General features: G+C 42.4%; 23 protein-coding genes and 2 tRNA genes. 24 read left to right on the forward strand and 1 reads right to left on the reverse strand.

Annotated elements, in window-relative coordinates; genetic code table 11:
• Positions 1-77: 77 nt before the first annotated feature.
• The 21 genes from MOJ78_RS00435 (at position 78) to cysK (ending at position 18,955) form a co-directional block, all read left to right on the forward strand.
• Positions 78-257: a hypothetical protein gene (locus tag MOJ78_RS00435; protein WP_304979308.1), complete on the forward strand. Its 180-nt coding sequence runs from the start codon at positions 78-80 to the stop codon at positions 255-257.
• A 171-nt stretch (positions 258-428) separates the two neighbouring features.
• Positions 429-2,033, forward strand: a complete 1,605-nt coding sequence (locus tag MOJ78_RS00440; RefSeq protein WP_304979309.1) for a putative polysaccharide biosynthesis protein — start codon at positions 429-431, stop codon at positions 2,031-2,033.
• On the forward strand, positions 2,026-3,516 hold the full coding sequence (gene mazG, locus MOJ78_RS00445; RefSeq protein ID WP_304979310.1) for a bifunctional methyltransferase/pyrophosphohydrolase YabN: 1,491 nt from the start codon (positions 2,026-2,028) through the stop codon (positions 3,514-3,516). The genes MOJ78_RS00440 and mazG overlap by 8 nt, the downstream gene beginning before the upstream one ends.
• A gap of 91 nt (positions 3,517-3,607) precedes the next feature.
• Complete coding sequence (locus MOJ78_RS00450) at positions 3,608-3,880, forward strand: HU family DNA-binding protein (protein WP_304979311.1); 273 nt, start codon at positions 3,608-3,610, stop codon at positions 3,878-3,880.
• On the forward strand, positions 3,881-4,147 hold the full coding sequence (locus tag MOJ78_RS00455) for an RNA-binding S4 domain-containing protein (protein WP_304979312.1): 267 nt from the start codon (positions 3,881-3,883) through the stop codon (positions 4,145-4,147).
• 265 nt (positions 4,148-4,412) lie between these two features.
• The gene (gene yabP / locus MOJ78_RS00460) at positions 4,413-4,730 is read left to right on the forward strand and encodes a sporulation protein YabP (RefSeq protein ID WP_304979313.1); all 318 of its coding nucleotides are present in this window, start codon (positions 4,413-4,415) and stop codon (positions 4,728-4,730) included.
• Positions 4,727-5,317, forward strand: a complete 591-nt coding sequence (gene yabQ / locus MOJ78_RS00465) for a spore cortex biosynthesis protein YabQ (protein WP_304979314.1) — start codon at positions 4,727-4,729, stop codon at positions 5,315-5,317. The genes yabP and yabQ overlap by 4 nt, the downstream gene beginning before the upstream one ends.
• Positions 5,318-5,328: 11 nt before the next feature.
• Complete coding sequence (locus MOJ78_RS00470; protein WP_304979315.1) at positions 5,329-5,697, forward strand: FtsB family cell division protein; 369 nt, start codon at positions 5,329-5,331, stop codon at positions 5,695-5,697.
• Positions 5,698-5,856: 159 nt separating this feature from the next.
• Complete coding sequence (locus tag MOJ78_RS00475) at positions 5,857-6,282, forward strand: S1 domain-containing RNA-binding protein (protein ID WP_304979316.1); 426 nt, start codon at positions 5,857-5,859, stop codon at positions 6,280-6,282.
• A 201-nt stretch (positions 6,283-6,483) separates the two neighbouring features.
• Positions 6,484-6,560, forward strand: a tRNA-Met gene (locus MOJ78_RS00480).
• Positions 6,561-6,585: 25 nt separating this feature from the next.
• Positions 6,586-6,660, forward strand: a tRNA-Glu gene (locus MOJ78_RS00485).
• Positions 6,661-7,317: 657 nt separating this feature from the next.
• The gene (spoIIE, locus tag MOJ78_RS00490) at positions 7,318-9,807 is read left to right on the forward strand and encodes a stage II sporulation protein E (RefSeq protein ID WP_304979317.1); all 2,490 of its coding nucleotides are present in this window, start codon (positions 7,318-7,320) and stop codon (positions 9,805-9,807) included.
• A 98-nt stretch (positions 9,808-9,905) separates the two neighbouring features.
• Positions 9,906-10,646, forward strand: coding sequence for a vWA domain-containing protein (locus tag MOJ78_RS00495; protein WP_304979318.1), 741 nt, complete (start codon positions 9,906-9,908; stop codon positions 10,644-10,646).
• Positions 10,618-11,616, forward strand: a complete 999-nt coding sequence (locus MOJ78_RS00500; protein ID WP_370529752.1) for a serine/threonine protein kinase — start codon at positions 10,618-10,620, stop codon at positions 11,614-11,616. The genes MOJ78_RS00495 and MOJ78_RS00500 overlap by 29 nt, the downstream gene beginning before the upstream one ends.
• A gap of 137 nt (positions 11,617-11,753) precedes the next feature.
• Positions 11,754-13,151: a tRNA lysidine(34) synthetase TilS gene (gene tilS, locus MOJ78_RS00505; RefSeq protein ID WP_304979320.1), complete on the forward strand. Its 1,398-nt coding sequence runs from the start codon at positions 11,754-11,756 to the stop codon at positions 13,149-13,151.
• A gap of 15 nt (positions 13,152-13,166) precedes the next feature.
• On the forward strand, positions 13,167-13,706 hold the full coding sequence (gene hpt, locus MOJ78_RS00510; RefSeq protein WP_304979321.1) for a hypoxanthine phosphoribosyltransferase: 540 nt from the start codon (positions 13,167-13,169) through the stop codon (positions 13,704-13,706).
• 77 nt (positions 13,707-13,783) lie between these two features.
• Positions 13,784-13,909 (forward strand): hypothetical protein, encoded by a 126-nt coding sequence (locus tag MOJ78_RS00515; protein ID WP_304979322.1) that lies wholly within the window; start codon positions 13,784-13,786, stop codon positions 13,907-13,909.
• Positions 13,910-14,044: 135 nt separating this feature from the next.
• Positions 14,045-15,997 carry an ATP-dependent zinc metalloprotease FtsH gene (gene ftsH, locus MOJ78_RS00520; protein WP_304979323.1) on the forward strand — a complete coding sequence of 651 codons (1,953 nt, stop codon included), beginning with the start codon at positions 14,045-14,047 and terminating at the stop codon, positions 15,995-15,997.
• Positions 15,998-16,160: 163 nt separating this feature from the next.
• Positions 16,161-16,931 (forward strand): type III pantothenate kinase, encoded by a 771-nt coding sequence (locus MOJ78_RS00525; RefSeq protein WP_304979324.1) that lies wholly within the window; start codon positions 16,161-16,163, stop codon positions 16,929-16,931.
• Positions 16,932-16,967: 36 nt separating this feature from the next.
• Positions 16,968-17,858: an Hsp33 family molecular chaperone HslO gene (gene hslO, locus MOJ78_RS00530; protein ID WP_304979325.1), complete on the forward strand. Its 891-nt coding sequence runs from the start codon at positions 16,968-16,970 to the stop codon at positions 17,856-17,858.
• A 170-nt stretch (positions 17,859-18,028) separates the two neighbouring features.
• Complete coding sequence (gene cysK / locus MOJ78_RS00535; protein WP_304979326.1) at positions 18,029-18,955, forward strand: cysteine synthase A; 927 nt, start codon at positions 18,029-18,031, stop codon at positions 18,953-18,955.
• Positions 18,956-19,016: 61 nt separating this feature from the next.
• On the opposite strand, the gene MOJ78_RS00540 is transcribed toward cysK, so the two are convergent.
• On the reverse strand, positions 19,017-19,781 hold the full coding sequence (locus MOJ78_RS00540) for a sulfotransferase domain-containing protein (protein ID WP_304979327.1): 765 nt from the start codon (positions 19,779-19,781) through the stop codon (positions 19,017-19,019).
• Between the two features lie 179 nt (positions 19,782-19,960).
• Here MOJ78_RS00540 and pabB point away from each other — a divergent pair, with 179 nt between their 5' ends.
• The 3 genes from pabB to pabC are packed head-to-tail and all read left to right on the forward strand — an operon-like array spanning position 19,961 to position 22,832.
• Positions 19,961-21,400 carry an aminodeoxychorismate synthase, component I gene (gene pabB, locus MOJ78_RS00545; RefSeq protein WP_304979328.1) on the forward strand — a complete coding sequence of 480 codons (1,440 nt, stop codon included), beginning with the start codon at positions 19,961-19,963 and terminating at the stop codon, positions 21,398-21,400.
• Complete coding sequence (gene pabA / locus MOJ78_RS00550; RefSeq protein ID WP_304979329.1) at positions 21,397-21,990, forward strand: aminodeoxychorismate/anthranilate synthase component II; 594 nt, start codon at positions 21,397-21,399, stop codon at positions 21,988-21,990. Before pabB ends, pabA begins: the two co-directional genes overlap by 4 nt.
• On the forward strand, positions 21,975-22,832 hold the full coding sequence (pabC, locus tag MOJ78_RS00555) for an aminodeoxychorismate lyase (RefSeq protein ID WP_304979330.1): 858 nt from the start codon (positions 21,975-21,977) through the stop codon (positions 22,830-22,832). Before pabA ends, pabC begins: the two co-directional genes overlap by 16 nt.
• Positions 22,833-22,885 lie beyond the last annotated feature (53 nt).

A 22,885-nucleotide genomic window follows, 5' to 3' on the forward strand; every position in this document is an offset into this window, starting at 1 on the left:
AACAAGGATGATCTGTACGGGATTCAGCCCGTTGCAGATCATTTCTTTTTTTATTTTATATGAGAGGCCGCTATGACATGATAAAAGTGCAAAAACAGCAGTTCGATAACCTCATTGAGTGCACATCGTTCCCTTTTCGTGCAAAAGATCAGGTTAAGGGTACGAAAGAGGCAGAATCGTTTCCTTTTACCGCACAAAATGCATTCAAGAGTACGAAAAATCTCGTCGGCCGCGGAAGTCATGAAGGCTTGATTTGAGCAGATCAACTTTATTGATGGAGAGTTCCTTTAATGGATCATCGATATCACAAAATGAATGATTCTTTAGCATAAAACTCCTATGCCGGTTGTCTTTCCTGCAAAAGGGCTCCTGGCTTGAAATGTGGTATAATGTGGCTATTATTGTCGAGCTGTAGGCGGTGTTAGAAGTTGAATCAAACAGATATACAAAAATCGTTTTGGAGAGGAACGTTTATCGTTTCCGGTGCAGCTATACTCGTAAAGGTACTAAGTGCCTTTTACCGAATTCCGTATCAAAACATTGCTGGTGATCTCGGACTTTATGTATACCAGCAGGTTTATCCTTTTTATGCAATCGCATTTGCACTGAGCCTATATGGATTCCCGTTAATGCTATCAAAATTACTTTCGGAGCATACAGGCGATAACGATATAAAAGATATCCTTTCAAATTCATTTACAGGCTTAAGTCTCTTTTTCGTTGGGTTATTTGTGACCCTTTACAGCATATCTCCGGTCATTTCAGGATTCATGCATGATCCGATGCTTACGAAACCATTGCAGGTCGCTTCATTTGCCTTTTTGTTTGTACCTATTCTTTCAGTTACACGTGGATATTTCCAAGCGGAAGGAGAAATGGTACCAACTGCTGTTTCGCAGGTACTTGAGCAATTTGTTCGGGTCAGTATGATCATTCTATTGACTGTATGGTTGGTCTCTCAGGGCTCAGACCATTATTCTGTTGGTAGTGGTGCGATCTTTGGCGGATTAGTCGGAAGCCTAGTGTCAGTCGTTGTCTTGCTTTTATATGTTAGAAATCTGGAGGGTGGTACACCATTTAATATCAACTCCTTAAAGACGTCCCGGATGATTCCTACCCTATGGGTATTATTAAAGGGTGGTTTTGCAATCTGTGTCACCACTGTCATGCTCGCATTGTTCCAGTTGATTGATGCGTTTCAAGTCGTACCGGCTCTATTAGAATCAGGTGCAGGTTTGCGAGAAGCAATAGTGAGCAAAGGGATTTTTGACCGTGGACAGCCCCTATTGCAATTAGGAACCGTAATTGCAACCGCAATGGCATTACCACTCATTCCTTTTATTGCTAAGGCAAAACAAAATCACGACAATGCCCAGATCAAAACATTTACAGGCGTCTCACTCAAATTTAGTTTTATATTCGGTGGAGCTGCGGCGGTCGGTCTCTCTGTCATCATCGTTCCGACAAATGTTTTTTTGTATCAGGATGCAGATGGATCGTTTGCATTAGGACTGCTTAGTGCAGCAATATTGTTCGGATCACTCGCCATCACGTCTTCGGCGGTTTTACAAGGACTCGGGAAAATCGGTTATCCAGTACTGTTCATTTTTGTCGCGTTAATCGTAAAAGGATTATTGAACAGTGTACTGATTCCGATGTTTGGAATTGCTGGTAGTGCACTATCAACGGTAATCGGGACGGCAATCGTAACCATTTTAAATATGATAATGATCGATCGTTTGACCGATGTGTTTAAAAGCCAACGTTTTTATAGCTGGAAGGTCATAACCGCACTTGTCCTAATGGCGATTGCTACATCTTTGTGGAAAGAGCTCTGGATGGTGCTGTACACACTTGAAGGCAGAACCTATGCAGGTTTTGTTGCACTATCTAGCGTAATGGTAGGTGGGATCGTATTTGTAAAAGCGCTCTTGTACCAGAATGTTTGGAAAAAGGAAGAGATTGCGATGCTTCCAAAAGGACAAGCTCTACTTCGCTTGCTATACAAGGAAAGGATCGGTGGGAATGGGTAATACGATTACGGTAATAGGACTCGGAGCAGGAGACTTGGAACAAATGCCACTCGGAGTTTATAAACAGCTTAAAGAAGCGCCTCACTTATTTTTAAGAACAAAGGAACATCCAGTCGTAAAGGAGCTTGAAAACGAGGGAATAGAGTTTAAAAGCTTCGACCACCTATATGAACAGGCGTCCGATTTTAGCAGTGTTTACCGGGAGATTGTGAACCAGCTCTGGAAGGAGTCTGAAACGAACAGCATTGTTTATGCGGTCCCTGGACATCCACTTGTCGCAGAACAAACGGTCCAACTGCTTTTACAGGAAAAAAATGATCAACAAGCAAGTGTCGTTTTGAATGGGGGGCAAAGCTTTCTGGACGCAATGTTTCAGGTGCTGCAAATCGATCCGATCGAAGGATTCCAGCTCTTAGACGGAGTTTCACTAACTGCGGAACAGCCTAATTTACAGCAGCACGTTATCATTGCACAGGTGTATGATTCCTTTACAGCCTCACATGTAAAACTGCTATTGATGGAACGATATTCAGATGACTATCCGGTTACTGTGGTTACGGCAGCAGGCACGAAACAGGAATCGCTTGTGACCGTCCCATTGTATGAGCTGGACCGTCATGTCGAAGTGAATAATTTAACAGCCATTTATTTGGCACCGATTAAGGACTCTGCTCTATTAAACCGGGAATTCTCAACACTTAAAGACGTGATTCGTACGTTACGAGGACCGAACGGCTGCCCTTGGGATAAGAAACAAACACATGAAAGCTTACGAAAGTATCTGCTTGAGGAAGCGTACGAGGTAATCGAAGCGATTGATGAAGAAGATGATGACCATCTCGCAGAAGAGCTTGGTGATGTGTTGCTTCAGGTCATGCTTCATTCGCAAATTGGTGAGGATGAGGGTTATTTTACAGTTGAGGATGTGATTGAATCAATCACTGAAAAAATGATCCGCCGCCACCCGCACGTTTTTGGAGACGAAAAGCTCTCTTCACCAGAAGAAGTGACGGAAGTATGGAATGAGATTAAAAAAGCCGAGAAATCCAATGATAAACAAGAATCCAAATCGCTCCTAGACACTATCTCTAAAAGTATCCCAACATTAACGAGGGCTGAGCTATTGCAAAAGAAAGCAGCGAAAGTAGGATTTGATTGGAAAGAGGCTGAGCCGATCCACGATAAAATTCATGAAGAGCTTAAAGAGTTTCAGGATGCAGTCGATGATAGTGATAGGGACAGGATGGAGGCTGAGTTTGGAGATTGTTTGTTTGCACTCGTGAATCTTGCTCGTTATTATAAGGTTGATCCCCAGCTGGCCCTCGGACGCACGAATCGGAAGTTTTATGACCGGTTCCGTTATATCGAGCAAGAACTGACGAAACAAGGGATTTCTTTTGATGAAACAAACCTAGAAGAAATGGATGTCCTTTGGGAACAAGCAAAAATTTTACCGAAAAAGAAGGAATCAACGGATTTTTAGAGAAATTTATTGTTGGAATGGACAGAGACCGCGCCTAGCGTACGAATCTGTCTATCAAACAAGGTAAGAAACCAAGAGGAGGTACATACAGATGAACAAAAACGATTTGATTACGAATATCGCTGAAAAGTCTGGTATGACAAAGAAAGATGTAGAAACGGTTGTAAATGGTGTTCTTTCAGAAATCACAGGTGCACTTAAAGATGGAAGCAAGGTTCAGTTCGTTGGTTTTGGAACGTTTGAAACAAGAGAGCGTTCAAGCCGCTCTGGTCGCAACCCACAAACCGGTGAAACAATTAACATCCCAGCATCTACTGTTCCGGCATTCCGTGCAGGAAACAAGCTGAAAGACGCAGTAAAATAAATGCGCTTAGACAAGTTTTTAAAGGTTTCCCGCCTGATCAAGCGACGGACAGTCGCAAAGGAAATATCTGATCAAGGTAGAATCCTGATTAATGGGAACGCCGCTAAGGCTTCCTCAACTGTTCAACCAGGGGATGAGCTTCAAATCCGATTCGGGCAAAAGATCGTCACGATCCAGGTTGAACAACTTAAAGAGACCACAAAAAAAGAGGATGCAGCCTCAATGTATACTGTCTTAAGCGAGACTCGAACGCAGGAAGAGGTATAATTTTTAAGCTCAGCTTCACTGTCTTAAGTGAATCGTAAGTTTGCGGAAGAACATGTATAAGAAGAGGTACATCTCCAAAAAAAGGATATTTATTATCAGGGGTTTTGAAGACACCGGAGCGGTATCCGGTGTCTTTTTTGAATGGCTAAAAGGTTTAAAATTTTGCGGTGAAGATATGATGTCTAACTCCAGCGCCTAATGTTGCTTGTTCTAATTTCCCCTCCATTTTCATACATTGGTACAAACCATTAGGAGGGGAGTCTCTATGGATCAATATTATGATTACAATGGACAGTCCTACAATAAATCCACCACAACAGCACCTGATCACGACGTCAAAATGCGTGGCAGGAAAGCACTGGATATAACAGGTGTAAAGCAGGTTGAGAGCTTTGATAATGAAGAATTCCTGTTGGAAACCTCAATGGGCTTTCTAGCTGTAAGAGGTTACAACCTAAAAATGAAAAATCTTAACCTGGATCAAGGCCTTGTCTCCATCGAAGGTAAAGTATATGATTTGGTTTACCTCGATCAGCAACAGGGTGATAAATCCAAAGGATTCTTTAGCAAGCTATTCAAATGACACTCACAGTTCAGTTCTATACGATACTTGCTATGATCGGAAGCGGTATATGGCTTGGTGCAACATTAGATACGTATCATCGATTCCACCCAAGAGGCAAACGCTGGAACTGGCTACGCTTCATCAACGACATTTTATTCTGGGTATTACAAGCGTTGATCATCTTCTATGTTTTGCTGCAAGTGAATAGAGGCGAGGTTCGTGTCATCATTTTTCTCGCGCTTCTTTGTGGCTTTGCTTGTTACCAGGGCTTATTACAATCCCTTTATAAAAGACTGTTAGAGCGGATCATCAAGATAACAATCGGTATCATTCGTTTGATAAGAAGGACCTTTACCATCCTAGTTTACAATCCTGCAAAAGTAATATTGAATCTCCTCGTTGGCTTCAGTAAAATGATAGGTAGACTTCTATTATCCGTACTCCTTTTTATAACAGGGATCCTTATTTACCCATTAAAACTGATTGGAAGGCTATTGTTACGCTTAATTCCGAAAAAAATTTGGACAAATCTAAAAGGTGTAGCAGGAATTATAAGGAAGTCAACGAATACTGTGAAGAGTTGGATTGGAAAACTGAGAAGGTAAGGAGGTTCAGGATGGTACAGCGAAACGGCAAAGTAACTGCCCTTAATGAAAACTATGTAAAAGAAGAAAATCTCAAGCAACAACGGGTAGTCCGTCGGAAAAAAGGGTTGATCCGCCGTTTAACTGCGTTTGGTGTGCTTGTCGTCATCATTTTCACCGTCATGATATCTACGATCACCTCCCAATCAGCTGTAATTGCAGAGAAAAAGGAAGAGCGTCAAAAGGCTGTGGAACGATTACAGGAAGTCACGAAAGAAAAATCACAACTTAAAGAAGAAGTGAATAGACTACAAGACCCGGAGTACATTGGTGAAGTTGCACGCAGAGATCACAGCATGTCCAAGCCGGGAGAGACGATCTTTAAAGTCTCTGAAGACTAAGAAGACACTCGTTGACACGCTATTTTTAAGGGATGTATAATATAGAGGATATTCATGGGCTTGAGCACAGAGTTTAAAAGGATGTTCAAAAAGTGATTTTTGAACGCAGACTTTTAGTAAATTTGAGTTTTTTAATTTTTAAGGAGGAGCAATTTTTACATGACAATTGAAGTGGGCAGCAAATTACAGGGAAAAGTATCAGGTATTACCCATTTTGGAGCATTTGTTGAGCTGCCAGATGGAATCACCGGGTTGGTTCACATCAGCGAGGTTGCCGATCGTTACGTAAAGGACATCAACGAACATCTATCAGTAGGGGATGAGGTTGAAGTCAAAGTCATCAATGTTGATCCAACTGGAAAGATCGGGCTTTCGATTAAGAAGGCAAAAGAGCAACCAAAGCAATTTAAGCCAAGATCAGATCGTCCACGTGGTCGAGGAGGAAAGCCGAGAAGACCGAACACTGAAATCGTATCCTTCGAGGACAAATTGAATCGTTTCTTAAAGGATAGTGAGGATCGTTTAACTTCTCTCAAAAGGCAAACCGAATCCAAACGAGGGGGGCGCGGTGCACGCCGGGGTTAACCAATATCTGCTGCTTGCCGATTGTAGTAAAAATTGTTCATTGATCGGAAACGCTAGCACAATCAAGTACGAAGAGGCTGATCCAAATCAGTCTCTTTTTTATGGAATCGAATACCATTAAATGTTTGTCGAAAAAACTATTGACTTGAATCTTATAATCTTGTATTATTCTTGTTGTGTCTTTTAAAAGATATTTGTTTTGGCGGTGTAGCTCAGCTGGCTAGAGCGTACGGTTCATACCCGTGAGGTCGGGGGTTCGATCCCCTCCGCCGCTACCATTTTATAATAGTAGATTAATAGAATGGCCCCTTGGTCAAGTGGTTAAGACACCGCCCTTTCACGGCGGTAACACGGGTTCGAATCCCGTAGGGGTCACCATTATACATAACAATAAGCAAATTCGAATAGGGACTGACCTTTTTGAGGTCGGTCCTTTTTGTGCTTTTTTAGGAAGATATGTTTTCAGCAAGAGCGCAATGCCGATTCAGGACCTTTTTACTATGTGTGGCCGATATATTATGATTTGCGGCCGATATATCGAATTCCGTGGTTGAATCAGCGTTTTTGGATAAGGTGAATGCTTGTAAATCTCCCAAAACGACTCTAAACTTACGCAAAATTTGCATTTTTAACCTAAATTGCACTCAACTGAATAATTTTTTCGATTTATTCATCGCAATCGCAATCGTCCAATATTTAACCTAATTACCTTCTGCTAAGCTTCGGAAAAAAACTGAGCGAAGGAAAACCGCTTAGGTTCCTTTTTAAAAGTACAAAAAATGCAATGGTCTTTAATACTTCGCCATATTTTTCCTTTCGCACACCCTTACCCCCCAACCCCTTTGTACAAGCCTTTTTCGAACATTAACGATTTCCTAATCATCCAATAGACCTATTTGAAAAATGAATCATAATGACGTCGAACATCAAAACCCGTCGAGAAGTTTTTTTAGTAGAATCTGATGGTTTGACAAATTATGAATGAACTTCGTGTTTTAATAGAGAGCACAAATCTATTAACGGGTGGTGCAACGGATGATTCATAAGGTAGGATCGGAAAGCAGCGACATACTAAGCAGGATCGTAGTTGTAGAAAAATTAAAACGGAACGTAACGTTGCAGACAAAAGAGACAAAGCTAAAGGTAGAACGCGTTTTTCTCCACTGGAGTGTATTGTTGTTCTGTACTGGTTTTTTGCTTGGACGAGCCCTCATCCTATCTGAAATATCCCCATTTGCTTTACCGTTTTTTGGAGCGGTACTTCTGCTTAAATCTGAGCGGGCGGGTGTTGCGGCAGTTGCCTTAATAACAGGCGCTTTAACAACATTTGATAAGACGGGCTTATTTGTCTGTATCGGTTTAATTGTCTTCTTTGTTCTCCACTCTATCATTACGAAGCTCGCAAAAACCAATTACAAGATTTTACCGATTACGGTGTTTGCAGCAAGCTTTATAACGCGGATGAGCTTGTTATCCTTTTCTTCAGAACCGATTACGACTGGGACGCTGTTGATGGTTACAATTGAAGCGGGTCTCAGTAGTATTCTTACAATGATTTTTTTACAAAGCATACCGCTTCTTTCACTTAGGAAGATTCAACATTCGTTAAAAAATGAAGAAATCGTCTGTTTTATTATATTGTTAGCTTCTGTTATGACAGGAACGATCGGCTGGCAAATCTATGATCTATCAATCGAACATATTCTTTCACGCTATTTGGTGCTGGTCTTTGCGATAGTAGGCGGGGCTGCGATCGGTTCTACGGTCGGAGTCGTGACTGGCCTTATTCTTGGACTAGCTAACATCGACAGCCTCTATCAAATGAGCTTGCTTGCTTTCTCTGGCTTGTTAGGTGGTCTTTTAAAAGAGGGCAAGAAAATTGGTGTGGGTATCGGTCTGCTGATTGGCACGTTATTACTCGGATTGTATGGGTCTGAAAATGTAATTTTAACAAAAACCCTATTAGAATCGGGTGTTGCAATGGCGTTGTTCTTCCTCACACCGAACAATGCAATCTCGAAAATCTCCCGCTACATACCCGGAACAAAAGAATATACGCAAGAACAACAACAATATTTACGGAAAATTCGCGATGTAACTGCACATAGAGTCGAACAATTCTCTAACTTGTTCCAAGTGCTGTCAAATAGTTTTTCGGCTGCTGGGACGTTAGGTGTAAAGGAAGATGAGGAGAAACGTGAGTTGGATATGTTTCTCGGAAATGTAACGGAAAAAACATGTCAAACCTGCTTTAAAAAACGTCATTGCTGGGTGAATAACTTTGATAAAACCTACGATTTCATGACGCAAATAATGGCTGAAACCACACCGGAAGGAAAGCTCGAAGACAGAGGCTTACAGCGGGAATGGGAACGTCACTGTGTCCGGTCGAAAAAAGTGGGGGAAACGATTCAATATGAGCTTGGTCAATATCATGCCAATATTAAACTGAAACAACAGGTAAAAGAGAGTAGACGACTTGTTGCAGAACAACTACATGGTGTTTCTCAAGTTATGGATAATTTTGCAAAAGAAATTCAAAGAGAACGCGAAAATCATCAACTTCAAGAAGAACAAATTAAAGAAGCACTTGATGATATTGGTCTCGAGGTTGGGAATATCGAAATCTACTCTCTAGATAAAGGGAGTGTTGACATAGAGATGAGCATTCCTTACTGCAATGGGCGTGGGGAATCAGAAAAGGTGATCGCCCCCCTTTTATCCGATATTTTGGAGGAAACGGTGATCGTAAAAAATGAAGAATGCTCTGCTTATCCGAATGGGTACTGTCATGTTTTGTTCAGCTCTGCTCAAAATTTCATCGTAGAAACAGGGGTGTCGAGTGCAGCGAAAGGAGGGGCATGGGTTTCCGGTGACAGTCATTCGATGATTGAGCTTGGAGCCGGGAAGTATGCGGTTGCAATAAGTGACGGAATGGGGAATGGAGAGCGCGCCCATCTCGAAAGCAATGAAACATTGAAATTACTGCAAAAGATTCTCCAATCCGGCATCGATGAAACGACCGCAATCAAGTCTGTGAACTCTGTATTAGCCCTAAGGACGACCGATGAGGTATTTTCGACATTGGATTTGGCAATGATTGATCTTCAGGATGCATCTGTCCGGTTTTTGAAAATCGGTTCAAGCCCGAGCTTTGTGAAACGAAGTGGACAGGTAAGGATGATCGAAGGGAGTAACCTTCCGATGGGGATTATTGAAGAATTTGATGTGGAGGTTGTAAGCGATGAACTGAAGGCAGGTGACCTTCTCGTCATGATGAGCGACGGGATCTTCGAAGGACCTAAGCATGTTGAAAATAAAGAGTTATGGATGAAGCGAAAAATTCGAGAAATTGACTCAGATGACCCTCAGATTATCGCAGACCTGTTGCTTGAGGAAGTAATTCGAACGGACAGCGGCGAAATTGATGATGACATGACGGTAGTCGTTACAAAAATCCAACGGAACATTCCGAAGTGGTCGACGATCCCGCAACGCAGGAAGGTAATCCGAAAACAAGCTTGAAAGCCTTGTGAAAATATAGTTTGAACCTCCTATCAAAGTATAAAAGCCCCTCTCCTTGACCATCATGGTAATAATTATTCAATGAGAGGGGATTTATTATGAGTAAAGGAACATTGAAGCAAATATTGCTGATTACGGATGGATGCTCGAACCACGGTGAGGATCCGGTGGCAATTGCGGCACTGGCGAAGGAAAAGGGAATCTCAGTCAATGTTATCGGTATTTTATCTCAAAATGAGACGTATAGTGAACATGGTCTAAAAGAGGTTGAGGATATCGCCATGAGTGGGGGCGGAATCAGTCAAATCGTGTATGCGAACCAGCTTTCACAAACCGTTAAGATGGTTACCCAAAAAGCGATGACTCAGACAATCCACGGCCTGATCAATAAGGAGCTGACTCATATCCTCGGTGATGGGCAGCAAATGGAGGACCTTCCACCGGATAAGCGGGGAGAGGTTATGGAAGTCGTGGATGAAATTGGCGAAACAGTAGACCTTGAAGTGCTTATTTTAGTTGATATTTCGGCAAGTATGGATGATAAACTCCCTACCGTCCAAGAATCGTTGATCGATCTTTCAATTTCGCTGAATTCAAGGACCGGGAATAATTCATTTGCAATCTATGCATTTCCAGGCAAACGACAATCGATTGATCAGCTTATGGATTGGGATACTCGGCTTGATTCGCTTGTAAAAACCTTCAAAAAGATCTCAACAGGTGGGATTACACCGACCGGTCCTGCATTGAGAGAGGCACTTGAACTGTTTTCAGAAAAACGTTCAAAACGCAAGCTGCTAGGTGGATATGATGAATACATCGAAGAATCCGGAAGTTAATAACATCAATCCAGGTACAGTCATATCTGGAAAATGGAATAAGCATCAATATACGATACTTCGGGAACTCGGGTCAGGCGCGACCGGAACGGTATATTTGGCACGAGGAAATGGGACGAAGGTAGCACTAAAGGTTAGCAGGGACAGCTTATCGATTACATCTGAAGTGAATGTTCTCAAACATTTATCAAAGGTCCAGGGAAAAAAGCTTGGGCCTTCTTTTATCGAAATGGATGATTGGAACATTTCGCAGCAGTCCATTCCCTTTTATGTAATGGAATATGTACAGGGAGACACACTGTTTTCATTTATGAAGCAACGGAAGGATGAATGGTTTGGTATCATCCTGATCCAATTACTCGGGGATTTGAGCGATCTGCATAAGGCAGGGTGGGTTTTTGGCGACTTAAAGCCGGACAATCTTCTTATTTCAGGACCCCCTCCAAAAATTCGTTGGTTGGATGTCGGCGGGACCACGATGATCGGAAGAGCAATTAAAGAATATACTGAGTTTTTCGATCGTGGCTTTTGGGGGCTCGGTTCGAGACGTGCAGATCCATCCTACGACCTTTTTGCTGTCGCGATGATCATCATTAACTTTGCATACCCATCCCGGTTTGACAAAAAAGAGGGCGGATGGGAGCAGTTAAAAAGGTACATAGAACGAGATCGGTGGTTGCGGAAATATAGGAATGTTCTCTATAAAGCAATCAATGGAAAATACCAAACAGCACAGGATATGAAAGATGATTTACTTTCCTATTATTCCAAAACGACATCATCTGTACCGACACCAAAGCAACCAAAACAACCAAAACAACCAAAGAACACGCATCGACCAAGCAATCGACACGTGCATGTGCGTTATCAGCAGAAAAAAATAAAAAAACGTCGCGGAGCCTTGGAAACCGTACTCATCTTCCTTTTTATGTTTGCCTTTTATGCAATTTACCTTATTGGCCACATGTAGCGGCAAGTTTGGTAGTTAAGGGTTCGTGTTCATCCTGCGCGAAGTTTAGTCTCTGGCATTGATCTCTTTTTAAAAGTAAAATGGGCTTAATCGATGTTTAGCTCTGTTTAAGGTAGAGTCAAAAGGGGAGTAGGAAGATGATCGAAGCTGTTGATGCATTCGTAAAGCAACATGAACTGATTCGTAGAAGCTCAACGATTGTAGTCGGAGTTTCAGGCGGTCCTGATTCAATGGCCCTCCTGGACTACTTTATTAAAAAGAAGGATGAGATGGATCTTACACTTATAGTTGCACACGTTGACCACATGTTTCGCGGTCAACAATCGGAAGAGGATGCGGCCTTCGTCGAAGATTATTGTAAGTCACATGATATTACCATTGCATCTGTAAAAAAAAACGTCCCTTTATATATAAAAGAAACGGGTGAATCTCCACAACAAGCTGCCCGAAATGTAAGGTATACCCATTTTAAATCGGTGATGATTCAGTACGGTGCAGAGTATCTTGCTCTCGGTCATCATGGTGATGATCAGATTGAAACAATGCTGATGGGAATGGTCCGTGGAACCGAGGGATCCGGCATTACCGGAATCCCGGTACAAAGGTCCTTTCATGCGGGTAAGGTTATTCGACCTTTTTTAGGAATAACAAAGGAAGAAATTGTGCATTATTGTAAAGATGCGAAAATTCCATACCGGATCGATCCGAGTAATGACAGTCAAGCTTATACACGAAACCGCTATCGTACACACGTCCTCCCGTTCCTTAAGGAAGAGAATCGGGATGTACATCGAAAGTTTCAACGATTAAGTGAACGACTGACTGAGGACGAAAAGCTCTTACAATCCATTTGTGAAAATGAGATGGACAGCGTGATTCTGCAAAAATGTGACAAACGAATGACATTGTCGGTCGAGCGTTTCTTGGGACTGGCAAATCCTTTACAAAGAAGAGGGATTCATCTAATATTAAACTATCTTTATCGAACGAACCCTGCGATTATTTCGTATACACACATAGAGGATTGCATAAAGCTCATCGAATCCCTTAACCCCTCTGGATCCATAAATCTTCCTAGAGGTTTACTCGTTCAACGAAGCTACGACAAATGTCTGTTTTCGTTTGAAAAGAAGAGGGAACATAGCGGTTATACTTATAGTCTCAAGCCTGGACAGGTACTTGATCTTCCTGTTGGGAACCTATCCATGCATGCCGATTCAAACATACATATGATGAAAGGAAAAGACACCTTTTTCTTTCAGCCCTCTCAAATTCAATGGCCATTAGTCGTTCGAACACGAAGAGATGGTGACCGAATCCGGCCAAAGGGAATGCAGGGATCCAGGAAAGTGAAGGATATTTTCATTGATGCTAAGCTGACTAAGGAATTAAGAGACGTTTGGCCGATTGTTGAGGATGGATCGGGAATGATCGTGTGGATTCCTTTAATGAAGCATGCGGAATTATCAAACGCAGATCGACATGATCAAGAAAAATTGGCACTCCATTTTGAAAATTACAAGCATCAGGTTTAGGAGGAATACATACTTATGAAAAGCGATATGGAGGAGATCCTGATTTCCGAGGAAGAAATTCAGGTCAAAGTGAAGGAACTCGCTGAACAGCTTACAGAGGAATACGGAGATCGTTTCCCGCTCGTAATTGGTGTTCTAAAGGGTGCCCTTCCATTCATGGCTGACCTAGTAAAGCGCATGGACATCCATGTGGAACTTGATTTTATGGATGTTTCAAGCTATGGGAATTCAACCGTTTCTTCTGGAGAGGTAAAGATCATCAAGGATTTAAATACATCAATTGAAGGCCGTGATGTGCTGATCGTAGAGGATATCATCGACAGTGGCCTTACGCTCAACTACCTCGTTGAATTGTTTAAGCATCGAAAGGCGAAATCGATCAAGATTGTTACATTGCTCGATAAACCTACTGGCCGAAAGGTCGACCTACAGCCAGATGTCGCAGGTTTTACCGTTCCTGATGCCTTTGTTGTCGGGTATGGCCTCGACTTTGCAGAACGCTATCGAAACCTCCCTTTCATTGGGGTTTTGAAGCCGGAAGTCTATCAGAACTAGAAGAGGATGTTCAAAAAGTATCCAAGGGCCCATGCACCTGCGTCTAACTAGTCATGCTAACGATGGAGGCTTCCTCGGTGCAACTCGCAGTGTTCGTGCAAGTAACGCTCGTTGATAAACGGCGAATTTCTGCGTTACTCGGTTTTTCCGGTCCTCGTGTATTAACACCATACACTCCGGTCCTCAAAACTGTCGTGCCTTGAACTTCTTGTTTCTGATTCGTCTACTTTTTGAACGCACTTCAGTAAGTCCATTTTGTTGTGAAGTAATGAACATTTATGATACTATAAATTATGATTTGCATGTACGTTTTCTTTACACGCGAGAGGAGGTAAGGGATGAATCGCATCTTTAGAAATACAATATTCTATCTATTAATATTCCTTGTCGTTGTTGGGGTTGTCAGCTTCTTTAACGGCGGTGATGACGGCGAACGAAAATTGAGATATGACGAATTTGTAAGTGCTCTAGAAAACGGTGAAGTGGAGTCTATTACCATGCAGCCGGAGAATTTGGTTTATACCGTGCAAGGACAGCTAAAGTCCTACGATGATGAAACCTATTTTACGACGAACATTCCTCCGGAAATGAGTGAGGAAGTCCTAACCCTGATCAAGGGCGCTGAGATTGAAGTCAAACAAGCAGAGGGAACGAGTGGATGGGTAACCTTCTTCACCTCGATCATTCCTTTTGTCATAATCTTTATCTTGTTCTTCTTCCTTCTGAATCAGGCCCAGGGTGGCGGAAGCCGGGTCATGAACTTCGGAAAGAGCAAAGCGAAATTATATAATGAAGAAAAGAAGAAAGTCACCTTTAAGGATGTTGCAGGTGCTGATGAAGAAAAGCAGGAGCTCGTTGAGGTCGTAGAATTTCTTAAAGATCCACGAAAGTTCGCTGCACTTGGCGCACGTATTCCGAAAGGGGTCTTGCTTGTCGGACCACCAGGAACCGGTAAAACCCTACTAGCAAGAGCTGTTGCTGGTGAGGCAGGAGTCCCATTCTTCTCGATCAGTGGTTCTGATTTCGTCGAGATGTTTGTCGGGGTCGGTGCATCCCGTGTACGTGATTTGTTTGAAAACGCTAAGAAAAATGCACCATGTATCATCTTTATCGATGAGATTGACGCAGTTGGTCGTCAGCGTGGTGCCGGACTAGGCGGCGGACATGATGAGCGTGAGCAAACATTGAACCAATTGCTCGTTGAAATGGACGGATTCAGTGCAAACGAAGGAATCATTATTGTTGCAGCAACGAACAGACCGGATATTCTTGACCCGGCATTGTTACGTCCAGGCCGCTTCGATAGACAAATTCCAGTTGGTCGACCTGATGTTAAAGGGCGTGAAGCTGTATTAAGAGTACACGCGCGCAATAAACCTCTCGCTGAAGAAGTCGATTTAAAAACCATTGCCATGCGGACACCAGGCTTTTCTGGTGCAGACCTTGAGAACCTCTTAAACGAGGCAGCTCTTGTGGCGGCAAGACGAGACAAAAAGAAAGTCGATATGGAAGATATTGATGAAGCGACAGATAGAGTTATTGCTGGACCTGCAAAGAAAAGCAGGGTGATCTCGAAGAAAGAAAAAGACATCGTTGCTTATCATGAAGCCGGACATACGATGATTGGACTCGTACTTGACAATGCTGAGATTGTCCATAAAGTTACCATCGTTCCTCGTGGTCAAGCTGGTGGGTATGCGGTAACACTTCCGAAAGAAGATCGCTACTTTATGACAAAGCCTGAATTAGTCGACAAGATTACCGGTCTACTCGGGGGTCGTGTCGCTGAAGAAATTTCATTCGGTGAAGTGAGTACAGGTGCAAGCAATGACTTCCAACGTGCGACAGGTATTGCTCGTCGAATGGTTACTGAGTTCGGTATGAGCGATAAGCTTGGACCGATGCAGTTTGGGCAAGGTCAGGGAGGAAACGTATTCCTCGGTCGTGACATTCAAAACGAACAAAATTACAGTGACGCGATTGCGCATGAAATTGATTTGGAAGTACAAAAGATCATTAAAGACGCATACAGCAACTGTAAGGATATTCTCGTAAAGAACCAGGAAAAATTAAACCTGATCGCCGAGACGTTAAAAGAAGTGGAAACACTCGATGGCGAACAGATCAAATCGCTTTATGAAACAGGGAAAATGCCTGAGGGTTATGAAACTCCGAAGAAAAAGGAAGAGGACGAGGATGTCAAGGTGACCATCACGAAAAAGGAAGAAACGACAAGTGATGAAAACCCATCATCTGAAGACTCTCCAACTGATGAAAATAAAAACGATTAATTAATACAAAAGGATTGACTCCTTCAGTGCCGAGTCAATCCTTTTTTTGTTTTTCAGGACGCTTGAATGATTATCATTGTCATAATGATTTTCAATACGTGTTTTCAATAAGTGATTGTGATATAACTAAAGAGAGAAATCGGCAAAGATGGTGGAGGTAAGCATGATTTTAGTAATTGATGTAGGGAATACAAATATTGTTCTCGGCGTTTATGACGGGGACGAATTAAAATATCACTGGAGAATCGGAACAAGCCGTAAAAAGTCAGAAGATGAATACGGAATGTTTATTACCAATCTTTTATCACATGTTGGTTTAGAGATTGGGGACATAAAGGGCATCATCATTTCATCTGTAGTACCGCCAATTATGTTTCCGCTCGAAAAAATGTGTGAGAAGTACTTTGGGATTCAGCCTATGGTAATCGGTCCTGGAATCAAGACTGGACTTAATATTAAAACAGAGAATCCGCGAGAGGTTGGGGCTGACCGTATTGTAAATGCAGTTGCTGCCATACATGAATATGGAAGTCCGCTCATTATCGTCGATTTCGGAACAGCGACAACGTATTGTTATATTGATGAACAGAGAAACTACCTAGGTGGAGCGATTTCACCCGGTATAGGGATATCGACTGAAGCATTATATACACATGCAGCTAAGCTGCCAAGAATCGAGATTACAAGTCCTGACACTGTGATTGGTAAAAATACGGTCAGTGCGATGCAGGCCGGAATTTTTTATGGGTATGTCGGCCAGGTCGAGGGGATTGTCCAACGTATGAAGACCAAAGTGAATGTTAATCCAAAAGTGATTGCAACCGGGGGCCTCGCAAAACTGATCGGTAAAGAGTCACCGCACATTGATGTTGTAGATCCTTTTCTTACTTTGAAGGGTTTGCAGCTTATTTACCGTAAAAACAGTGAACAATAATAGTGGAAGTTTAACTATATAAGGAGGAAGTTCTCCATGTCTGATTACTTGGTAAAAGCATTGGCGTTTGACGGTAATATACGTGCATTTTCAGTAAATACAACAGAAATGATCCGTGAGGCTCAACGTAGACAGAAGACCTGGCCGACAGCATCAGCGGCGTTAGGCCGGGCAATGACTGCCTCAACAATGATGGCATCGATGCTAAAAGGAGAAAGTAACAAGCTTACAGTCAAGATTGAAGGCGGTGGTCCGATCGGGGCGATTATCGTAGACGCTAACGTAAAAGGCGAGGCACGAGGATATGTATCAAATCCACAAGTCCACTTTGATAAAAATGAAAAAGGTAAGCTTGATGTTGCCAGGGCAGTTGGGAAAGATGGATACCTTTCCGTTGTGAAAGACCTAGGTCTACGTGAAAACTTTACGGGACAGGTCCCACTTGTCTCAGGTGAACTAGGGGACGATTTTACGTACTATTTTGTTTCTTCTGAGCAGATTCCATCTGCAGTTGCAGTTGGGGTTTTAGTCAATCCGGATAATACGATTCTAGCATCAGGCGGTTTTATCATTCAAGTCATGCCGGGGGCTGCAGATGAAATGATCACGTTTATTGAAAAGCGGCTGCAAGCCATTGATCCTGTGTCTAAGATGATTGAACAGGGAATGACACCAGAAGAGCTATTATACAACGTACTTGGTGCAGAGAATGTAAAATTATTAGATAAATCGCCTATTCAATTTTCATGTCAGTGCTCTAAAGAGCGAATCTCAAATGCAATGATCAGTATTGGTGAAGAAGAAATCCAGAATATGATTGATGAAGATGGTCAGGCAGAGGCGAACTGCCACTTTTGCGGTGAATCCTACCATTTTACAAAAGAGGATCTAATAAAATTACGTGATGAAGCAAAGGAAACCGAATAGCAATTACCATCGCACCAACCTTATATGTATTGACCAGAGATGTCGTCATTAATGGGGAGAAACTGAGTAAACATTATAGAGAACAAAGTAATTGAATTAATATTCAGTCAATGATATGATTGGAACACAACTATTCCTATAAAAATACTAGGTATTAAGGAGTGAAAGGTATGAGAGTGGGAAAGTCTATTGTTGATCTAATTGGTGAAACACCGATCGTTAAACTGAACCGACTGACAGGGCCAGAGGATGCAGAAGTCTATCTGAAGCTTGAATTCATGAACCCGGGAAGTAGTGTAAAGGACCGGATTGCCTTTGCAATGATTGAAGCCGCAGAAAGAGAAGGTAAGTTGAAAGAAGGAGACACGGTCGTTGAGCCGACAAGCGGAAATACTGGTATCGGTCTCGCGATGGTATGTGCGGCCAAAGGTTATCGTACCCTTCTAATCATGCCTGAGACGATGAGTATGGAGCGCCGTAACCTGTTACGAGCGTACGGAGCTGAACTGATCCTTACTCCAGGGCCTGATGGGATGAAGGGAGCGATCGCCCAGGCGGAAGAGCTTGTGCGGGATAAAGGGTATTTCATGCCGCAACAGTTCCAGAACGAAGCGAACTCTGCCATTCATAGGGATACGACTGGAAAAGAGATTGTTGAACAAATGGGTGATCAACTGGATGCATTTGTATCCGGGATTGGTACGGGTGGAACAATCACCGGTGCAGGGCAAGTTTTAAAAGAAAACTACCCATCAATAAAAATTTACGCATTAGAGCCTGAAGATTCCGCAATTCTCTCAGGAGGCAAGCCTGGTCCACATAAAATCCAAGGACTTGGAGCGGGGTTTGTTCCTTCTATTTTGAACACTGATATTTATGATGAAGTGTTGACGGTTTCAACAGAAGAATCATTTGAATATGCAAGGCGAGCGGCAAAAGAAGAAGGAATTCTGGGAGGGATTTCTTCCGGTGCAGCGATTTCTGCTGCAATTCGTGTAGCGAAGCAGCTAGGAAAAGGAAAGAAGGTCCTTGCTGTTCTGCCGAGTAACGGGGAACGCTATCTCAGTACACCGCTATATCAATTTGATGAGAAATAAATAGGGAAAAGGGTAACCAGCATGTTTGTTTGGTTACCCTCTTTCAGTAGTAGGAATCATTTTACCAGTTATAATCCTTCTCATAACCGAGTTCAATTAGGAGATCCCCTGCCACCTTTTTAAATTGATCTTTCGTCGCATCATCAAATTCCACTTTCCAATCCCCTGACTTGCCCTTCCTGTATGTAGGAGACTTTTGTGGTTGCACGGAATTCTGCATCTCCTTTGCAGTCAGCTTCATATAACCTGGTACATTTTCGATATTTAAGAATCGGATCATATTCATGAGGACTTTTTTCTGTGATTTTGATGATTCGACTAAACTTTCGTAAGAAATTGGAAGCACGTTGTTTGCGTATTTCCAGCCTAAAAATTGACGGTACCAGTCATTAATATTCATTCTACTGACATAACCACATTCAAACCCATTGATTAAAGCAACGCACCTGCCCTTTACATCGTAATTGTTTTCCACAAAGAAACGGCGGGTGGGGTTATTTTTCAACTTCATAAAAAAATACGCATAGGATACAACAATATCCCTCGGGTCCCTATACAAGAAAATCTGTTTTAGATTTAAGGAGTTGAAGAGCCCCATATATTGCCTTGAATAATAAAGGTGGCCGTTAACGAAGTGGTTAGGGGGGATGTTTGATAGAATAGTTTTATATTTTTGGTATTGAAGCGGGTAGGTTCCTTGGTAAATGCTATCATAATGCTTAATCGATGGGATACCCTCGATCAGTTGTTTCAACAGATGTGTCCCACTCTTTGCTATGGAATTCACAAAAAAGGGTTCGATTGTTTTAGGATGACGAGAATCCAACTATTTTTACTCCTTTCAAATCCGTTTGGAGAGTAAAGAATACTTTCCTATATCGTATGTGCAAACTTATTAAATGTTTGGACAACGACTGTCAAGAACTGGTGGTCATTTTTTCGTGTCAGACACCTTTAGTTCATGTACAATGAAAGAGGAAAAAGCACAATCAGGAGTGGACATTGATGCAATCGACAATAAAGCTGAGATTTACAAGAACAACTAAATATAACTCGGATGACTGGTTTGACCGATATAGATTGATTTCACAAGATCAGCAGCACCACGTTTTGCTTGAAAGTGGTAGGGGAGGCCGTTTTCATATCATCGGTCTATCGCCGAGCACTGTTTTGGAAGGGAAGGGTAATGAATTAAAAGTTCAGACAAGCGAAGGTACGACAACACAAACAGGAGACTTGCTTGACCTTGTCCAAAACTACCTTCAAACGACAGAAATTGTTTCAGAAGGAACAGAAGAGCTTCCTGATTTTAAAGGTGGCGCGATTGGTTATATCAGTTACGATGTAGCTAGACAGATTGAACGGCTTCCGAACGAAACGGCGGATGATCTCGATATGCCGGACGTTTATTTTATTCTATTTGATGAGATCATTGTCCTAGATAAAAAGACCAACCGACTTACGTTCATTGTTCATGTTGAACAGGGAGCATCAGAGCAAGGGAAAGTGAAAGTGGACGAACTCGAAAAGAAGTGGTTCGGAGAAATTGAAACGCTCGCTGAACAAATACAATCGGCAGATGAAAAGGGCAAGCAGTTCCAACCGTATTCGATGGGTGAAACAGCGTTTATCGGTGCAGTGGAACAAATACAGGAGTACATTCGAAACGGCGATGTTTTTCAAGTTAATTTATCGGTTCGACAATCACAAAAACATAAGACTGAACCTATCGATATTTATAAGCATCTGAGGGAGTTTAATCCGTCACCATACATGGGGTATTTCCATACACCTGAATTTCAGCTTGTAAATGGCTCACCTGAGCTGCTCGTTAAGAAAAAAGGGAACCTGGCAAGCACAAGGCCGATTGCCGGTACACGATCCCGCGGCCGAGATGAGAGGGAAGATGAGGAACTCGCAAAAACCTTGATCGAAAACGAAAAGGAACGAGCAGAACACGTCATGCTCGTTGACTTAGAACGCAACGACCTTGGTCGAGTTTGTCAATATGGTACGGTTGAGGTCAATGAATTCATGGTCATTGAAAAATACTCACATGTCATGCATATCGTATCAAATGTGCAAGGAACATTGCAGAATAATCAAAATGCCATGGATGTTATTCGGGCGACATTTCCAGGTGGTACGATTACTGGAGCTCCAAAGGTTCGGACGATGGAAATAATCGAGGAAATGGAACCTGTTCGTAGAGGCGTCTACACCGGATCGATCGGTTGGATCGGTTTCGAGGGCGATATGGAAATGAACATTGCGATTCGAACAATGGTCTGTAAGGATGGCTGGGCGCATGTCCAAGCAGGAGCCGGAATTGTAATTGACTCGAATCCTGAAGCAGAGTATAAAGAAAGCTTGAAAAAGGCGAAGGCGCTCTGGTATGCAAAAGAGCTAAGTGAACAAGCTGAGGAAGAGGTGATTGAACGATGATTGTCATGATCGATAATTATGATTCCTTTACCTATAATCTCGTGCAATACCTCGGAGAACTTGGCGAGGAACTTTACGTGAGCCGAAATGATGAAATTACGATTGAAGAGATTGAACAGATGAGCCCGAGTCACTTAATGATCTCCCCTGGACCGTGCAGCCCAAACGAAGCAGGAATCAGTCTTGAAGCGATTCAATATTTCGCTGGAAAAATTCCGATTCTTGGCGTATGCCTCGGACACCAAGCTATTGCACAAGTGTTCGGCGGAAAAGTCGTACGTGCCGAACGGCTGATGCACGGGAAAACATCGTTGATCCATCACGATCGGAAAACCGTGTATCAAAATTTTGAAGTGCCGTTTGCCGCAACCCGTTATCATTCCTTAATCGTCAATCGAGAAAGTCTTCCGGATTGCTTAGAGATTTCATCGGAAACAGCAGAAGGTGAAATTATGGGGATCCGTCATAAATCGCTGCCGATTGAAGGGGTGCAATTTCACCCCGAGTCGATCATGACCTCAGGCGGAAAGCAGCTATTGCAAAACTTTATCAAGACTTATAGGCGTGATGAACAATGCATCTCTATTTAAACGGTTCGTATGTTTCGGAAAAAGAAGCATTCATTTCACCGTTTGATTACGGATATTTATACGGATTAGGTGTTTTCGAAACCTTTCGGCTATATGATGGTCACCCATTTTTACTCGATGATCATCTGGAACGTATAAATGGGGCGCTTAAAGACTTAAAGATTAGACGAGAATTGAGCAAACAAGAAATCACCAATTGTTTGAAGACCTTAATGCAGTTGAATGGATGGACTAATGCGAGCATACGACTGAACGTATCTGCAGGTGTTGGAGAGCCGGGGCTAAAAACGATCGAATACACGGATCCGACTGTTCTCATTTATGGAAGTCCGCTTGAACAAGCTACCACTTCAATGAAGACAAAAGAGGGGAAATTTCTTAACATTCGCCGAAATACTCCGGAAGGCGATAAACGATGGAAGTCGCACCACTTTTTAAATAATGTCCTTGCTAAACAGGAGCTTGGTGGCGATTCAAGTATGGAGGGTATTTTTCTAACTGCCGAAGGTCATGTAGCAGAAGGGATAACTTCGAATATTTTCTGGGTCATGGATGGAGCGATTTACACACCCTCCACCGATACAGGTATTTTAAATGGAATCACGAGGCAATATGTTCTCTCGTTATGTAAAAAACTACAAATACATTACTATACGGGTCATTATCCGAAAAAGGTGTTACTTGAGGCGGATGAATGCTTCTATACCAATTCTATTCAGGAAATCGTCGGGATTTCACAAATAGGAAATCATCGATACCCCGGGGAACATGGACCGGTTACAACTACACTATTCCACCATTACGTCCAGGATCGGAATAAACGCGATACAAGAAAGAAATAAGAAAGGATTTTCAGCCATGCCATACAACCCAGTATTTCTCTATCCGAAAAATG

The organism is Alkalihalobacillus sp. AL-G, from assembly GCF_030643805.1.
In the GTDB taxonomy this organism is placed as follows: Bacteria; Bacillota; Bacilli; order Bacillales; family Fictibacillaceae; genus Pseudalkalibacillus.

Bases quoted from the DNA above. Each gene is read 5' to 3' on its own strand.
- MOJ78_RS00435 (WP_304979308.1), top strand. From the start codon at position 78: ATGATAAAAGTGCAAAAACAGCAGTTCGATAACCTCATTGAGTGCACA.
- mazG (WP_304979310.1), top strand. From the start codon at position 2,026: ATGGGTAATACGATTACGGTAATAGGACTCGGAGCAGGAGACTTGGAA.
- MOJ78_RS00450 (WP_304979311.1), top strand. From the start codon at position 3,608: ATGAACAAAAACGATTTGATTACGAATATCGCTGAAAAGTCTGGTATG.
- MOJ78_RS00455 (WP_304979312.1), top strand. From the start codon at position 3,881: ATGCGCTTAGACAAGTTTTTAAAGGTTTCCCGCCTGATCAAGCGACGG.
- yabP (WP_304979313.1), top strand. From the start codon at position 4,413: ATGGATCAATATTATGATTACAATGGACAGTCCTACAATAAATCCACC.
- yabQ (WP_304979314.1), top strand. From the start codon at position 4,727: ATGACACTCACAGTTCAGTTCTATACGATACTTGCTATGATCGGAAGC.
- MOJ78_RS00470 (WP_304979315.1), top strand. From the start codon at position 5,329: ATGGTACAGCGAAACGGCAAAGTAACTGCCCTTAATGAAAACTATGTA.
- MOJ78_RS00475 (WP_304979316.1), top strand. From the start codon at position 5,857: ATGACAATTGAAGTGGGCAGCAAATTACAGGGAAAAGTATCAGGTATT.
- spoIIE (WP_304979317.1), top strand. From the start codon at position 7,318: ATGATTCATAAGGTAGGATCGGAAAGCAGCGACATACTAAGCAGGATC.
- MOJ78_RS00495 (WP_304979318.1), top strand. From the start codon at position 9,906: ATGAGTAAAGGAACATTGAAGCAAATATTGCTGATTACGGATGGATGC.
- MOJ78_RS00500 (WP_370529752.1), top strand. From the start codon at position 10,618: ATGAATACATCGAAGAATCCGGAAGTTAATAACATCAATCCAGGTACA.
- tilS (WP_304979320.1), top strand. From the start codon at position 11,754: ATGATCGAAGCTGTTGATGCATTCGTAAAGCAACATGAACTGATTCGT.
- hpt (WP_304979321.1), top strand. From the start codon at position 13,167: ATGAAAAGCGATATGGAGGAGATCCTGATTTCCGAGGAAGAAATTCAG.
- ftsH (WP_304979323.1), top strand. From the start codon at position 14,045: ATGAATCGCATCTTTAGAAATACAATATTCTATCTATTAATATTCCTT.
- MOJ78_RS00525 (WP_304979324.1), top strand. From the start codon at position 16,161: ATGATTTTAGTAATTGATGTAGGGAATACAAATATTGTTCTCGGCGTT.
- hslO (WP_304979325.1), top strand. From the start codon at position 16,968: ATGTCTGATTACTTGGTAAAAGCATTGGCGTTTGACGGTAATATACGT.
- cysK (WP_304979326.1), top strand. From the start codon at position 18,029: ATGAGAGTGGGAAAGTCTATTGTTGATCTAATTGGTGAAACACCGATC.
- pabB (WP_304979328.1), top strand. From the start codon at position 19,961: ATGCAATCGACAATAAAGCTGAGATTTACAAGAACAACTAAATATAAC.
- pabA (WP_304979329.1), top strand. From the start codon at position 21,397: ATGATTGTCATGATCGATAATTATGATTCCTTTACCTATAATCTCGTG.
- pabC (WP_304979330.1), top strand. From the start codon at position 21,975: ATGCATCTCTATTTAAACGGTTCGTATGTTTCGGAAAAAGAAGCATTC.